General features: G+C 68.8%; 14 protein-coding genes. 12 read left to right on the plus strand and 2 right to left on the minus strand.

Translation table 11 applies throughout. The annotated features are described in order from the left end of the window. Nucleotides 1-235: 235 nt before the first annotated feature. The 4 genes from oxlT (at nucleotide 236) to FJ694_RS18495 (ending at nucleotide 5633) form a co-directional block, all read left to right on the plus strand. A complete protein-coding gene (gene oxlT / locus FJ694_RS18480) occupies nucleotides 236-1579 on the plus strand; it encodes an oxalate/formate MFS antiporter (RefSeq protein WP_157268722.1) in 1344 nt (447 codons plus the stop codon). Between the two features lie 277 nt (nucleotides 1580-1856). Then, nucleotides 1857-3647, plus strand: a complete 1791-nt coding sequence (gene oxc / locus FJ694_RS18485; protein ID WP_157268724.1) for an oxalyl-CoA decarboxylase — start codon at nucleotides 1857-1859, stop codon at nucleotides 3645-3647. A gap of 79 nt (nucleotides 3648-3726) precedes the next feature. Then, a complete protein-coding gene (gene frc, locus FJ694_RS18490) occupies nucleotides 3727-4980 on the plus strand; it encodes a formyl-CoA transferase (protein ID WP_157268726.1) in 1254 nt (417 codons plus the stop codon). Between the two features lie 35 nt (nucleotides 4981-5015). Then, nucleotides 5016-5633, plus strand: coding sequence for a hypothetical protein (locus FJ694_RS18495; RefSeq protein ID WP_157268728.1), 618 nt, complete (start codon nucleotides 5016-5018; stop codon nucleotides 5631-5633). Between the two features lie 146 nt (nucleotides 5634-5779). On the opposite strand, the gene FJ694_RS18500 is transcribed toward FJ694_RS18495, so the two are convergent. Further along, on the minus strand, nucleotides 5780-6391 hold the full coding sequence (locus FJ694_RS18500; RefSeq protein ID WP_157268760.1) for a Crp/Fnr family transcriptional regulator: 612 nt from the start codon (nucleotides 6389-6391) through the stop codon (nucleotides 5780-5782). A 121-nt stretch (nucleotides 6392-6512) separates the two neighbouring features. On the opposite strand from FJ694_RS18500, the gene FJ694_RS18505 reads away from it, so the two are divergent. The 7 genes from FJ694_RS18505 (at nucleotide 6513) to FJ694_RS18535 (ending at nucleotide 12838) form a co-directional block, all read left to right on the plus strand. Continuing rightward, on the plus strand, nucleotides 6513-7001 hold the full coding sequence (locus FJ694_RS18505) for a PAS domain-containing protein (RefSeq protein WP_232540102.1): 489 nt from the start codon (nucleotides 6513-6515) through the stop codon (nucleotides 6999-7001). Nucleotides 7002-7043: 42 nt separating this feature from the next. Beyond that, a complete protein-coding gene (gene frc / locus FJ694_RS18510; protein WP_157268730.1) occupies nucleotides 7044-8291 on the plus strand; it encodes a formyl-CoA transferase in 1248 nt (415 codons plus the stop codon). A 468-nt stretch (nucleotides 8292-8759) separates the two neighbouring features. Then, nucleotides 8760-9068, plus strand: coding sequence for an HAD family hydrolase (locus FJ694_RS18515; protein WP_157268732.1), 309 nt, complete (start codon nucleotides 8760-8762; stop codon nucleotides 9066-9068). A gap of 37 nt (nucleotides 9069-9105) precedes the next feature. Beyond that, nucleotides 9106-9942 (plus strand): succinate--CoA ligase subunit alpha, encoded by an 837-nt coding sequence (locus FJ694_RS18520; RefSeq protein WP_157268734.1) that lies wholly within the window; start codon nucleotides 9106-9108, stop codon nucleotides 9940-9942. Between the two features lie 29 nt (nucleotides 9943-9971). Then, complete coding sequence (locus FJ694_RS18525; protein ID WP_157268736.1) at nucleotides 9972-10745, plus strand: fumarylacetoacetate hydrolase family protein; 774 nt, start codon at nucleotides 9972-9974, stop codon at nucleotides 10743-10745. 51 nt (nucleotides 10746-10796) lie between these two features. Next, entirely contained in the window at nucleotides 10797-11819 is a 1023-nt protein-coding gene (locus tag FJ694_RS18530; RefSeq protein ID WP_157268738.1) for a 2-dehydropantoate 2-reductase, read from the plus strand. A gap of 62 nt (nucleotides 11820-11881) precedes the next feature. Further along, nucleotides 11882-12838 carry a LysR family transcriptional regulator gene (locus FJ694_RS18535; protein WP_157268740.1) on the plus strand — a complete coding sequence of 319 codons (957 nt, stop codon included), beginning with the start codon at nucleotides 11882-11884 and terminating at the stop codon, nucleotides 12836-12838. Here the strand turns inward: FJ694_RS18535 and FJ694_RS18540 are convergent. Next, nucleotides 12828-13013, minus strand: coding sequence for a hypothetical protein (locus FJ694_RS18540; RefSeq protein WP_157268742.1), 186 nt, complete (start codon nucleotides 13011-13013; stop codon nucleotides 12828-12830). The genes FJ694_RS18535 and FJ694_RS18540 overlap by 11 nt on opposite strands. A gap of 168 nt (nucleotides 13014-13181) precedes the next feature. On the opposite strand from FJ694_RS18540, the gene FJ694_RS18545 reads away from it, so the two are divergent. Continuing rightward, on the plus strand, nucleotides 13182-14272 hold a 1091-nt coding region (locus tag FJ694_RS18545; RefSeq protein WP_157268744.1), incomplete at its 3' end, for a Re/Si-specific NAD(P)(+) transhydrogenase subunit alpha.

Raw genomic sequence — 14272 nt, forward strand, 5'->3', positions numbered from 1 at the left:
TTGAGAAAGCAACGAACGTCTAAAAACTCTTTGACTGACAGTGATTTGCGTGAGGGTTTGTCGCCTGGTGCGGCGGGCTGGCCAATTACCGGAAAACCCTGATTGAAGCTGAGGACCTAGGGAAAGCGCTTATCCGAGTTTTCAAGCCGTTGACCGCGGTCAAGAGTTTTTCGGGACTGTGAAAACGACATTGGGTCCCGCCATCACTGGCTCCAAAACCGAGGAGTGCAACCCAATGAGCTCACATCACACGGCTCCAGCAGCCGCAGTTGAAATCACGCGTGGCCCGGCGTTCCGCTGGGGACAACTGGTCATCGGCGTACTGTGCATGGCGATGATCGCCAACCTGCAGTACGGCTGGACCCTGTTCGTCAACCCGATCTCCGACAAGTACGGCTGGTCCCGCGCCGCCATCCAGATCGCCTTCACGATCTTCGTGCTCACCGAGACCTGGCTGGTGCCCATCGAGGGCTACCTGGTCGACAAGTTCGGACCCCGTCCTGTCGTGCTGGGCGGCGGCCTGCTGTGCGGCATCGGCTGGGTCATGAACTCCTACGCCGGCTCGCTGACCATGCTGTATGCCGCAGCCGCCGTCAGCGGCATCGGCGCCGGTGCGGTGTACGGCACCTGCGTGGGCAACGCGCTGAAGTGGTTCCCCGACCGCCGAGGGCTGGCCGCGGGCATCACGGCCGCAGGCTTCGGTGCCGGCTCGGCGCTGACCATCCTGCCCATCACCGCCATGATCAAGGCGCGCGGCTATGAGGATGCGTTCTTCTACTTCGGCATCGGCCAGGGCCTGATCGTGATGGTCGCGGCGCTGGCCCTGCTCGACCCGAACAAGGTCATGAAGACGATCAAGACCTCGGTGACGACGCTGCAGCAGTCGCGCCGCGACTACAAGCCCACCGAGGTGCTGCGCAAGCCGGTGTTCTGGGTGATGTACGCGATGTTCGTGATGGTCGCGGCCGGCGGCCTGATGGCCACCGCACAGCTCGCGCCGATCGCCAAGGACTTCAAGATCGCCGACGTGCCGGTGAGCATCATGGGCCTGGCGCTGCCGGCGCTGACCTTTGCCATGGCCATCGACCGCGTGCTCAACGGCCTGACGCGGCCGTTCTTCGGCTGGGTCTCCGACAAGATCGGCCGCGAGCAGACCATGTTCGTCGCCTTCGCCGTCGAGGCCGCGAGCATCTACGGCCTCTACCAGTTCGGCCACAACCCGCTGGCCTTCGTGCTGCTGACCGGCCTGGTGTTCTTCGCCTGGGGCGAGATCTACAGCCTGTTCCCTTCCACCTGCGCCGACACCTTCGGCTCCAAGTTCGCCGCCTCCAACGCCGGCATGCTCTACACCGCCAAGGGCACGGCCTCGCTGCTGGTGCCGCTGTCCAGCATCCTGGTGGCCTCCACCGGCACCTGGGAGACGGTGTTCAACGTGGCGGCCGCGATGAACGCGGTGGCCGCGGTGATGGCCTGGTTCGTGCTGCGCCCGATGCGCCGCAAGTTCATCGACCAGGCCCGCCAGCAGGGCGCGGCACAGGAAGCCCGCGACGCCAAGTCCTACGCGGGCGGCACGGCCTGAACCAGCGCGCCTCGCGGCGCGACTGAACCGGTTTGCCTCCCTCGCCATGTCCGCGCTCGCAGCGGGCATGGCGACGGGACCGGCGACCTCACCGAGACGTCCTGAAAGTTACGCAGGCAACCAACAAGGGAAATTCCCAGCCCGCGTTTCCTGAAAATTGACCGCAGTCAACGGAAGAAATCGAGGCCCCGGGCCACAGTCACTCCAAGCCCGGTACGCGACGCAGTCACCACGGCGACACCGAACAGCCACCTTCTTGAAGCACGAGGAATCCGACATGTCCACCGTCATCGAACCCTCCCAGGCCAGCCGCGCGGCCGCCGTCGCCGCCAGCGGCGCGGCACTGGCCGAAGGGGCCGCCGGCGCCGAGCAGGAGCAGCAGCTCACCGACGGCTTCCACCTGGTCATCGACGCGCTCAAGCTCAACGACATCGACACCATCTACGGCCTGCCCGGCATTCCCATCACCGACCTCACGCGCCTGGCGCAGGCGGAAGGAATGCGCGTGATCTCCTTCCGCCACGAGCAGAACGCCGGCCACGCCGCGGCCGCCGCCGGGTTCCTCACGCAAAAGCCCGGCATCTGCCTGACCGTGTCGGCCCCGGGCTTCCTCAACGGCCTGACCGCGCTGGCCAACGCCACCGTGAACTGCTTCCCGATGATCCTGATCAGCGGCTCCAGCGAGCGCGAGATCGTGGACCTGCAGCAGGGCGACTACGAGGAGATGGACCAGCTCAACGCCGCCAAGCCGTTCTGCAAGGCCGCCTTCCGCGTGCTGCACGCCCAGGACATCGGCATCGGCATCGCCCGCGCCATCCGCGCCGCGGTCTCGGGCCGCCCGGGCGGCGTGTACCTGGACCTGCCGGCCAAGCTGTTCTCGCAGACCATGGAGGCCGCGGCCGGCCGCGCCTCGCTCATCAAGGTGCAGGACCCGGCCCCGCGCCAGCTGCCCGCGCCCGACACGGTGGCGCGCGCGCTGGAGCTGCTCAAGGGTGCGAAGCGGCCGCTGATCCTGCTGGGCAAGGGCGCCGCCTACGCGCAGGCCGATGCCGAGATCCGCGCCCTGGTCGAGCGCACCGGCATCCCGTACCTGCCCATGTCCATGGCCAAGGGCCTGCTGCCCGACACGCATGCGCAGTCGGCCGCCGCGGCACGCTCCTACGTGCTGGCCGAGGCCGACGTGGTGATGCTCGTGGGCGCGCGGCTGAACTGGCTGCTGTCGCACGGCAAGGGCAAGACCTGGGGGGCACAGCCGAAGAAGTTCATCCAGATCGACATCTCGCCCACCGAGATCGACTCCAACGTGCCCATCAGCGCGCCGCTGATCGGCGACATCGGCTCCTGCGTCTCGGCGCTGCTCGACGGCATCGGCGCCGGCTGGCAGAAGCCGCCCGCGGAGTGGACCGGCGCCATCGCGCAGCGCAAGGACAAGAACCTGACCAAGATGGCGCAGACGCTGGAGGCCAACGTCTCGCCCATGAACTTCCACGGCGCGCTGGGCGTCATCCGCAAGGTGGTGCAGGAGCGTCCCGACGCGATGGTCGTCAACGAGGGCGCCAACACCCTGGACTTCGCCCGATCCATCGTGGACATGTACGAGCCGCGCAAGCGCCTGGACGTGGGCACCTGGGGCGTGATGGGCATCGGCATGGGCTTCGCCGTCGCGGCGGCGGTGACCACGGGCAAGCCCGTCATCGCCATCGAGGGCGACAGCGCCTTCGGCTTCAGCGGCATGGAAGTCGAAACCATCTGCCGCTACCAGCTGCCGGTGTGCATCGTCGTCTTCAACAACAACGGCGTCTACAAGGGCACCGACAGGAACGCCTCCGGCGGCGAGGACCCGGCCCCGACGGTGTTCGTCAAGGGCGCGCGCTACGACCTGATGATGACCGCGTTCGGCGGCGAGGGCATCACCGCCACCACGCCGGAAGAGCTGGGACGCGCGCTGCGCGAGGCGGTGGCCTCGGGGCGGCCCACGCTGATCAACGCCGTCATCGACGAGACCGCGGGCACCGAGAGCGGCCGCATCACCAACCTGAACCCGACCCGCGCGGCGACCAAGAAGTAATCGCCGCGCCCTTCCTCCACCACCACCCGTTATCCACCCCCACCCTCAACCCTCACGGCAACGAGTCCAGGAGAGCACCATGACGACCAAACCTCTCGACGGCATCCGCATCATCGACTTCACGCACGTGCAGGCGGGCCCGGCCTGCACCCAGCTGCTGGCCTGGTTCGGCGCGGACGTGATCAAGGTCGAGCGCCCGGGCTCGGGCGACGTCACGCGCAACCAGCTGCGCGACATCCCCGACGCCGACGCGCTCTACTTCACCATGCTCAACAGCAACAAGCGCTCGCTGACGCTGGACACCAAGACGGCCGACGGCAAGGAAGTGCTGGAGAAGCTCATCCGCCGCTCCGACGTGATGGTGGAGAACTTCGGTCCCGGGGCGCTGGACCGCATGGGCTTCACCTGGGAGCGCATCATGGAGCTCAACCCCAAGATGATCCTGGCCTCGGTCAAGGGCTTCAGCGACGGCCACCACTACTCGGACCTCAAGGTGTACGAGAACGTCGCGCAGTGCGCCGGCGGCGCCGCCTCCACCACCGGCTTCTGGGACGGCCCCCCGACCGTGAGCGCCGCCGCCCTGGGCGACAGCAACACCGGCATGCACCTGGCCATCGGCATCCTCACCGCGCTGCGCGGCCGTGACCAGACCGGCAAGGGCCAGAAGGTGGCCGTGTCGATGCAGGACGCCGTCCTGAACCTGTGCCGGGTGAAGCTGCGCGACCAGCAGCGCCTGGAGCGCGTGGGCTACCTCAAGGAGTACCCGCAGTACCCGCACGGCACCTTCACCGACGTGGTGCCGCGCGGCGGCAACGCCGGCGGCGGCGGCCAGCCCGGCTGGGTGCTCAAATGCAAGGGCTGGGAGACCGACCCCAACGCCTACATCTACTTCACGGTGCAGGACCATGCCTGGCCGCCGATCTGCCGCGCGCTGGGCCGCCCGGAGTGGATCGAGGACCCGGCCTACAACACGCCCGACGCGCGCCAGCCGCACATCTTCGAGATCTTCAAGACCATCGAGGAGTGGCTCTCGGACAAGACCAAGTACGAGGCGGTGGACATCCTGCGCAAGTTCGACATCCCGTGCTCGCCGGTGCTGTCGATGAAGGAGATCGCGCGCGACGAGAGCCTGCGCAAGAGCGGCTCGATCGTGGAGGTGGACCACCCGAAGCGCGGCAAGTACCTGACGGTGGGCAGCCCGATCAAGTTCTCGGACATGCAGCCCGAAGTCACGGCGTCGCCGCTGCTGGGCGAGCACACCGACGAGGTGCTGGCCGAGCTGGGCTACGACACCGACAAGATCGCCACCTTCCACGCCGTCGGCGTGGTCTGAGGCCGGCGCGGCGCAGTCCGACAGGAGGAACGACCATGCGCCCCGTCGTTTCACCCAGGACGCCGGCCGCACCGGGGGGCGCGATCGGCCATGCGGCCTACGTCGAGCGCGGCGGCTACCGGCTGCTCAAGCGCTGCGTCGCCGGCGAGATCGAGGCCGACATGGTGCTGCGCAGCGTGGAGGAAAGCGGCCTGTGCGACGCGCAGGGGCCCGCCGCCACGCAGTGGTTGCGCGTGCACCAGGCCAGCGCCCCGCGCGCGATGGAGGTGTGCGTCGGCCGCGACGAGGGCGGGCGCGGCGGCGATGCCGGCGGCAGCGGGAGGATGCTGCTGACGCGCAACCCGCACCGCTGCTTCGAGGGCATGCTGATAGCGGCCTGGGCGGTGGGCGCGTCGAGCATCCGGCTGCTGCTGCAGCGTGGCGGGCATGCCGCGCTGCAGGCGCTGCTCGCCGGCGAGCTGGTCAAGCTGCGCCGGCGGCGCCCTTACCCGGGCATGCCCGAGATCGCGCTCGGTTGCGGCGACGCGCCGCCTTCGGCATTGCCCACGCTGCGCCAGGGCGTGGAGACGCTGTACTGGGTGCCCGACATCCTGGACGGCGGCGCCGAGTGGTTCGCGCTGCAGCGAAGGCGGCCGGTGGTGGCGGCGGTCTGAGCGGGAAGGGCGCTCGGCAAATCACCGGTAGAAGGCCCGCTTGCGGGCCGAACCTCTTTGGTGGCTGCGCCTGTTCGGCCCGCAAGCGGGCCTCCTACCGGCTTCGGCCAGCCGCATGGGCCTTCAAGAGCGGCAGCTACCCGGCGTTAAATCTTCCCCCGCTGCTTGAGCCGGCTCAGCGTTTCGGCCGTGAGGTTGAGGTGCGCGGCGAGTTCCTTGCGCGGGATCTGGTCGGCGAACTCGGCGGAATGCTTGCGCATGAAACGATGCACGCGGCCCGGCGCGTCGAGCAGGTGCAGCGTGATGGTGTGGGCCATGATCTCGCTCATGACGCGCATCACGTGGTACTCGAACACTTCCTTGAACTTCGGGTACCGGTCCAGGAACTCGACCCAGCGGGGCATGGGCAGCTTGGCGACGCGGCCCTTGCTCACGCCGATGATGGCGTAGGGCGTGGGCGTGTTCAGGCGCCACGCGGCGTAGCTCGTCTCCATGTCGCCCGCGCCGGCAAAGCGCAGGATCATCTCCTTGGCATCGGCGTTGGCCACGGCGCGCTTGAGCACGCCGTCGAGCACGAAGTACTGCTCCATCTCGTGCACGCCCTGGTGCAGCAGGTAGTCGCCCTTGCCGAAGTCGCGCACCTCCAGCAGCGCCTCCAGCTCCTCGCGCTCGACGTCGCCCATCTCCCTGAGCACGACGTTCTGCGCCAGCTGCATGTGGATGACGTTGCGCTGGCGGTGGTTCGCCACGGAAGAAATCACGGCAGCCACTGCACATCACCCCTGGGTATCTACCGATCGGGCCGGTTGACCGCAGTCAACGGCGTTCTGAAGCCGCGATTTCTACCATGGGCCATCCATGAAGCAGGGGACCGCGTCGATGAAAAACCTCGATGCCGGGCCCAAGAACCTGAAGGAAGCCGTCATGCGTCCCGTCGATTTCGAGCAGCTGGTGCGGTCCATGGGCGATGCGGTGATGGTCACCGACGCCGAAGGTGCCATCGTGGTCTGGAACGCCGGCGCGCAGCGCATCTTCGGCTTCAGCGAGGCCGAGGCGCTGGGCCAGTCGCTGGACATCATCATCCCCGACCGGCAGCGCGGCCGGCACTGGGAGGGCTATGCCAGGACCATGGCCACCGGCATCACGCGCTACGGCAGCTCGCTGCTGCGCGTGCCGGCGCTGCACAAGGACGGCCGCACGCTGTCCATCGCCTTCACCGTGGCGCTGGTCACGGGCCCTGACGGCGCGCTCGACGGCATCGCCGCGGTGGTGCGCGACGAGACGCCGCGCTTCCAGGAGGAGCGCGCGCTGCGCAAGCGCCTGGCGGAGCTGGAGGCGCAGCTGGCCGCGGCCGGCGCCACCGAGTGAGCGACACGCCCACCGAAGAAATTCGTTGATGAGGAGACTGCCATGAACAAAGCCCTGACCGGCGTTCGCATCCTGGACTTCACCCACGTCCAGTCGGGACCGACCTGCACCCAGCTCCTGGCCTGGCTCGGGGCGGACGTGATCAAGGTCGAGCGCCCCGGGGAAGGGGATGCCACGCGCGGCCAGCTGCGCGACATCCCGGGCGTGGACAGCCTCTACTTCACGATGCTGAATCACAACAAGCGCTCGGTCACGCTCAACACCAAGAAGCCGCGCGGCAAGCAGGTGCTGGAGACGCTGATCAAGCGCTGCGACGTGCTGGTCGAGAACTTCGCGCCCGGCGCCATGGAGCGCATGGGCCTGAGCTGGGAGCACATCCACGCCCTCAACCCGCGCATGATCGTGGCGTCCGTGAAGGGCTTCGGCCCGGGCCGCTACGAGGACTGCAAGGTTTACGAGAACGTGGCTCAGTGCGCCGGCGGCGCCGCCTCCACCACCGGCTTCGACGACGGCCCGCCGGTGGTGACCGGCGCGCAGATCGGCGACAGCGGCACGGGGTTGCACCTGGCGCTGGGCATCGTCGCGGCGCTGTACCAGCGCACGCACAGCGGCCGCGGCCAGAAGGTGCTGGCGCCGATGCAGGACGCCGTGCTGAACCTGTGCCGCGTGAAGTTGCGCGACCAGCAGCGGCTGGAGCGCACCGGCTCGCTGCACGAGTACCCGCAATACCCGGACGGCAAGTTCGGCGAGGCCGTGCCGCGCGCGGGCAACGCCTCCGGCGGCGGCCAGCCGGGCTGGATCCTGCGCTGCAAGGGCTACGAGACCGACCCCAATGCCTACATCTACTTCATCACGCAGGCGGCGGTGTGGCCCTCGGTGTGCAAGGTGATCGGCGAGGAGGGCTGGATCACGGACGAGGCCTACGCCACGCCGCAGGCGCGGCTGCTGCACCTGAAGCCCATCTTCGCGCGCATCGAGCAGTGGACCATGACCAAGACCAAGTTCGAGGCCATGGAGATCCTGAACCAGTACGACATTCCCTGCGGCCCGATCCTGTCCATGAAGGAGATCGCCCAGGACCCGTCGCTGCGCGAGAGCGGCACGGTGGTCGAGGTGGACCATCCGACGCGCGGCAGGCACCTGACGGTGGGCAACCCGATCAAGCTCTCCGACAGCCCCACCGAGGTCCAGCGCGCGCCGCTGCTGGGCGAGCACACGGAAGAAGTGCTGATGGAACTGGGCTACGACGCGCACGACCTGGAGGTGCTGCGGGCGGATGGGGCGATTTGAGGGGAGGGCGGGTAGCCTGCTGCTCGCCGCTGACCACTGAGTGCTGGTCGTTGGCCGCAGTTAACCGTTAGCCGTCGGTCGCAGCCCGCAAGCCGAGCCGCCCCGCCCCTTGCTTCGTCATCCCCGCGCAGGCGGGGATCCAGGTGGACCCCAAGTCAGCTCGAAACCGAGGTGCTGCGAAACACGCACCCGGCATGCCGGCCGGTTTGCTTGCGGCCGGCTTGGGGACCGCCTGGATTCCCGCCTTCGCGGGAATGACAGGTTCTGTTTGAGTTGAGGCTTCGAATAGCCAAAGCACGCCTCATCAATTTATCCATGAATGCCCGCCCCACCGGCCATTCAAGCCCCGTCACGCTCCATCAACCATAAGCATCCAGTTATCTGCAAACCAAGAACAATTAACTGTCCTATATCCACCCAGCTCCCTACAGTGGTTTCCGTCATCCCGAAACAGCCAAGGAGAAGGCCATGTTCAACGACCTGCCGTCGGAATTCCGGATCGAGGAAATCGAGCGCAACGCCTACAACGCGGCGTTCTACGAGCTGGGGCTGCGCTGGTACTGGGACGTTGAAACCTGGGCTGCGCTGCGCCGGCACAGCGAGCAGCCGGCCGAGCGCATCGGCCACTACCTGCGCCACTGCCAGCCGCACCTGCTCACTGCCTACGACGCCGACTTCCTGGCCCGCGCGATCCACGAGTCGATGCTGCGCCACAAGGGCTGCGCCACGCCGCGCTGCGACTGGTCCAAGGTCGTCGGCTGCGAGCTGGGCATCTGAGGCCGGCGTTGATCAACCCCTCTGGAGCGCACCCGCCATGTCCATCCTCCTCGACCGGCACAGCCGCGTGATCCTGCAGGGCGGCGACGACGGCTCCGGCCCGGGCTGCAGCGCCGCCTGGCGCGCCGGCGGGCACGCGGGCCGCGCCCGCATCGCCGCCGGCGTCGTCTACGGCACGGCCGAGCACCTGCCCGACGAGCTGCTGCTGTTTCCGAGCGTGCGCGAGGCCAAGGCCTGGACCAACGCGACGGCCTCGGTGGTGTGCGTGGCGCCCGAGCGCGCCGCCGACGCCATCGTCGAGGCGGCGGAAGCCGGCATCGGACTGGTGGTGTGCCTCACCGAACACATCCCAGGCGCGGACCTGCAGCGCGTGCGCCGGCGCCTGTGCGGCGGCACGACGCAGCTGCTGCTGGGCTGCGCGGGGCTGGTGACGCCGGGCGAGGTGCACATTGGCCCGATCCCGGGCCAGGCGCTGCAGCGCGGGCGCATCGGCGTGCTGTCGGGCTCGGCCGCGCTGGTCAGCCTGGCCGCAAGCCAGCTCGCCGCCTTCGGGCTGGGCGAGTCCACGGTGGTGGCGCTGGGCGGCGAGGACGCGGCCGCCGCAGCGGACGGCGCGGGCCTGGGCGCGGTGGACCTGCTGCGCCTCTTCGACGCCGACCCCGGCACCGACGCCGTGCTGCTGGCCGGCGGCCTGGGCGAGGCGGCGGAAACGGCCTGCGCCCGCTGGATCGACGGCCACATGCGCAAGCCCGTGGTGATGCTGCGCCACGGCACGGGCCCGCTGCCGCCCGGCGTGCGCGCCACCCGCGACCCCGCCGCGCTGGGCGCGCTGGTGGCCGAGGCCGTCGAGCCGCAATGGCTGCCCTTCGACTGAACTCACGAAACCACCCAAGGAACCCAGCCATGACGACGACCCACTGGATCCGCTACGAAGCCGAGGGCCGCGCCGGCTTCGGCCGCCTCGATGGCACGCTCGTGCACGAGCACACGGGCGAGCTGTTCGGCCGCAACGAGGCCACCGGGCGCCGCCTGGAGCTGGCCGCCGTTCGGCTGCTGGCGCCCACGCAGCCGAGCAAGGTCATCGCGCTGTGGAACAACTTCGGCGCGCTGCGCGCCAAGCTGGGCCTGGGGCTGCCGGAGGAGCCGCTGTACCTCTTGAAATCGCCCAACTCCTGGTCGGCGCACGGCGCGGCGATCCCCCAGCCTCGTTGCGGCGGCAAGGTGGTGTTCGAGGGCGAGCTGGGCATCGTCATCGGCAAGCGCTGCAGCGGCGTGGGCGAGGCGCAGGCCCTGGAGCACGTGTTCGGCTACACCTGCGCCAATGACGTGACGCAGGCCGACATCCTCAATCGCGACGCCTCCTTCACGCAGTGGACCCGCGCCAAGGGCTTCGACGGCTTCTGCCCGATGGGGCCCGCCGTCGTCACCGGGCTGGACCCGCAGGTGCTTCGCGTGCGCACGCTGCTCGACGGGCAGGTGCGGCAGGACTACCCGATCAGCGACATGACCTTCCCGGTGCAGCGCCTGGTGAGCCTGGTCTCCCGGGACATGACCCTGCTGCCCGGCGACGTGATCCTGTGCGGCACCTCGGTGGGCGTGGGCTCGATCAAGCCCGGCAGCTTGGTCGAGGTCGAGATCGAGGGCATCGGCCGCCTGGCCAACCGGCTGGACGCCTGAGCGGCGCCGCGCGGCACCCACTACACGAATTCAACTCAAGGAGCCCTGACCATGAAGATCGCAATCATTGGCGCCGGTGCCATCGGCGGCCTCGTCGGCGCGAAGCTGGCGCTGGCCGGCGAGGACGTCACCTTCCTCGTGCGCGGCCGCAACCTGGAGGCCATCCGCGACCACGGCATCAAGCTGGTCACGCACGACGGCTGGGAGCACACCGCCACCGGCGTGCGCGCCACCGACGACTACGCCGAGGCCGGGCCGCAGGACGTGGTGATCCTGGGCATGAAGGCGCACCAGGTCGAGCCGGTGGTGGACGAGCTGCCCAGGCTGTTCGGGCCCGAGACCATCGTCGTGCCGATGCAGAACGGCATTCCCTACTGGTACTTCCAGCGCCACGGCGGCCCGCACGAGGGCACGCGCGTGCGCAGCGTCGATCCGCACGGGCGCATTGCCGCCGGCATCCCGGCCGAGCGCGTCATCGGCTGCGTGGTGTACCCGGCCTCGGAGCTGGTCGCGCCGGGCGTGATCCGCCACATCGAGGGCGACCGCTTCCCGCTGGGCGAGATCGACGGCAGCACCACGCCGCGGGTGCAGGCGCTGTCGGAGTGCTTCGCCAACGCCGGCTTCAAGGCGCCGGTGCTGGACAACATCCGGGCCGAGATCTGGCTCAAGCTCTGGGGCAACCTCAGCTTCAACCCGATCAGCAGCCTGACGCACTCGACGCTGGTGGACATCTGCCGCCATCCGCTCGGTCGCGAGGTGGCTGCGTCGATGATGCGCGAGGCGCAGGCGGTGGCGCAGGAGCTGGGCATCACCTTCCGCGTGCCGCTGGAAAAGCGCATCGCCGGCGCCGAGAAGGTGGGCAAGCACAAGACCTCGATGCTGCAGGACGTGGAAGCCGGGCGCGAGCCGGAGATCGACGCGCTGGTGGGCTCGGTGGTCGAGCTGGCGCGGCTGACCGGCACGCCCACGCCGTGCATCGACACCGTGCACGGCCTGGTGAAGCTGCTGGCGCGGACCATGGCCGAGCAGCAGGGGCACGTGCGGCTGGTGGAGACGCCGCGGCTGGCGGCCTGAGCCCGGGCAGCGGCGCGCGCCCAGCAGTCAGCCAGTCAGCCAGCCACTCAGGAAAGCCGGCCATGAAACACGCCACCTTCAGGCAGCTCAAGGTGTTCGAGTCGGTGGCACGGCACCTGAGCTACTCGCGCGCCGCGGAGGAGCTGTACCTGACGCAGCCGGCCGTCTCGATCCAGGTGCGCAAGCTGGAGGAGCACGCCGGCCATGCGCTGTTCGAGCAGTTCGGCAAGAAGGTGTACCTGACGGCCGCGGGCGCGGAGCTGCTGCACATCAGCCGCACGATCCTGCAGCAGTTCGAGGCGGCCGAGGCCGCGATGGCGCGGCTCAAGGGCGTGACGGGCGGCAAGCTCAACGTCGGCGTCATCAGCGCCGGGGACTACTTCTTTCCGCGGCTGCTGGTCGAGTTCCTGGGCCGGCACCAGGGCGTGCAGCTGAACTTCTCGGTGCACAACCGCGAGGGGCTGCTGGGGCACATTGCCGACAACCTGGTGGACCTGGCGGTGATGGTGCGGCCGCCCGACGACCTGGACACCATCAACGAGCCCTTCGCGCCGCACCCCTACGTGGTGGTCGCGCCGCCGGCGCACCCGCTGGCGGCGCGGCGCGGCATCGCGCTGGAGGAGGTGATGCGCGAGCCGTTCATCGTGCGCGAGCGCGGCTCCGACACCTGGAAGTCGATGCAGGAGGGTTTCGGCGGCGACGTGTCCGGGCTCAACGTCGCGATGGAGATCCGCAGCACCGAGACCATCAAGCAGGCCGTGATGGCCGGCATGGGCCTGAGCTTCCTGTCGGCGCACACCGTCACGCGCGAGCTGGCGTCGCGCAGCCTGTGCGTGCTCGACGTGCAGGGCTTGCCGCTGATGCTGCACTGGTACGTGGTGCACCGCTGCAGCAAGCGGCTGCCGCCGGTGGCGCAAGCCTTCCGCGAGTTCCTGCTCGGCGACGGCGCGGCGCTGATCGGGCAGGCGGTGCCCTTTGCCGTGCCGTCCCGGCAGGAGGAGGCGCCGGTCAGCGCTTGAAGGCCTGCAGCACCAGCTTCCTGTGATTGCGCTGGCGGATCAGCTCGCGCACCGCGTTGAAGACGATGCCGATGGGCATCGCGGCGAACAGCTCCTTCCAGTCGATGCTGGAGGCTGGCGCCTGGGCGCGGGTGCCGTTGCAGGTATTTGACGAGGAAATGGTGGTGGACTTCATATTCAACTCGGCTTGGTTTTGAAGGACTGGGACGGAGTTTAGGGGTAAACCCCATTGGCAAACAACAGTCCCGTTGTTTGCGAGTGGGTTATTTGTCACGGCGGCGTTCATCATAAGGAAATGTCGCAGCAAGCTATTTATTTTCGTTTATGGACCGGGAGGATATTCATGCTGATTGGCGTTCCGCTGGAAACGGCGGCTGGAGAAACGCGTGTCTCGGTGACACCGGAGACGGCGAAAAAGCTCAAGGCCCAGGGCCACCAGCTGTTCGTGCAGTCCGGCGCAGGCGTGGCGGCAGCCGCGCCTGACGAGGCCTACAGGGCCGTGGGTGTGGAAATCGTCGATGTGCGGGCGGCTTTGGGTTGCGACCTGGTGCTCAAGGTGCGCTCGCCCTCGGCGGACGAGCTGCCGCTGATGAAGCGCGGCGCCACGCTGGTCGGCATGCTGAACCCCTTTGACCGCGAAGGCCTGGAGCGGCTGGCCGCGGCCGGCGTGACCAGCTTCGCGCTGGAGGCCGCGCCGCGCACCACGCGCGCGCAGAGCATGGACGTGCTCTCGTCGCAGGCCAACATCGCCGGCTACAAGGCCGTGATCATCGCGGCCGACCGGTACCAGAAGTTCTTTCCCATGCTCATGACCGCCGCCGGCACCGTGAAGGCCGCGCGCGTGGTGATCCTGGGCGTGGGCGTGGCGGGGCTGCAGGCCATTGCCACGGCCAAGCGGCTGGGCGCCGTGATCGAGGCCTCCGACGTGCGCCCGTCCGTGAAGGAGCAGGTCGAATCGCTGGGCGCCAAGTTCATCGACGTGCCCTACGAAACCGCGGAAGAGAAGGAAGCGGCCGAAGGCGTGGGCGGCTACGCGCGGCCGATGCCTGAGAGCTGGCTGGCGCGCCAGCGGGCCGAGGTCGCCAAGCGCGTGGCGCTGGCCGACGTGGTGATCTCCACGGCGCTGATCCCGGGCCGCCCGGCGCCGAAGCTCGTCTCCGCGGAGATGGTGCAGTCGATGAAGCCGGGCTCGGTGATCGTGGACCTGGCCGCGGCCAATGGCGGCAACTGCGCGCTGACCGTGCCCGGACAAACGGTGCAGGAGCATGGCGTGACGATCGTGGGCGAGACCAACCTGCCCGCGCTCGTGGCGGCGGACGCCAGCGCGCTGTACGCGCGCAACGTGCTGGACTTCCTGAAGCTGGTGCTGCCGAAGGACGCCACGGCCGTGAGCGTGCCGATGGACGACGACATCGTGGCCGCGTGCCTGATGAC

Source organism: Azohydromonas aeria, from assembly GCF_009760915.1.
Taxonomy (GTDB): domain Bacteria; phylum Pseudomonadota; class Gammaproteobacteria; order Burkholderiales; family Burkholderiaceae_C; genus Azohydromonas; species Azohydromonas aeria.

Excerpts from the sequence above, each read along its gene's own strand:
- oxlT (WP_157268722.1), top strand. The coding sequence starts at position 236 with ATGAGCTCACATCACACGGCTCCAGCAGCCGCAGTTGAAATCACGCGT.
- oxc (WP_157268724.1), top strand. The coding sequence starts at position 1,857 with ATGTCCACCGTCATCGAACCCTCCCAGGCCAGCCGCGCGGCCGCCGTC.
- frc (WP_157268726.1), top strand. The coding sequence starts at position 3,727 with ATGACGACCAAACCTCTCGACGGCATCCGCATCATCGACTTCACGCAC.
- FJ694_RS18495 (WP_157268728.1), top strand. The coding sequence starts at position 5,016 with ATGCGCCCCGTCGTTTCACCCAGGACGCCGGCCGCACCGGGGGGCGCG.
- FJ694_RS18505 (WP_232540102.1), top strand. The coding sequence starts at position 6,513 with ATGAAAAACCTCGATGCCGGGCCCAAGAACCTGAAGGAAGCCGTCATG.
- frc (WP_157268730.1), top strand. The coding sequence starts at position 7,044 with ATGAACAAAGCCCTGACCGGCGTTCGCATCCTGGACTTCACCCACGTC.
- FJ694_RS18515 (WP_157268732.1), top strand. The coding sequence starts at position 8,760 with ATGTTCAACGACCTGCCGTCGGAATTCCGGATCGAGGAAATCGAGCGC.
- FJ694_RS18520 (WP_157268734.1), top strand. The coding sequence starts at position 9,106 with ATGTCCATCCTCCTCGACCGGCACAGCCGCGTGATCCTGCAGGGCGGC.
- FJ694_RS18525 (WP_157268736.1), top strand. The coding sequence starts at position 9,972 with ATGACGACGACCCACTGGATCCGCTACGAAGCCGAGGGCCGCGCCGGC.
- FJ694_RS18530 (WP_157268738.1), top strand. The coding sequence starts at position 10,797 with ATGAAGATCGCAATCATTGGCGCCGGTGCCATCGGCGGCCTCGTCGGC.
- FJ694_RS18535 (WP_157268740.1), top strand. The coding sequence starts at position 11,882 with ATGAAACACGCCACCTTCAGGCAGCTCAAGGTGTTCGAGTCGGTGGCA.
- FJ694_RS18540 (WP_157268742.1), bottom strand. The coding sequence starts at position 13,013 with ATGAAGTCCACCACCATTTCCTCGTCAAATACCTGCAACGGCACCCGC.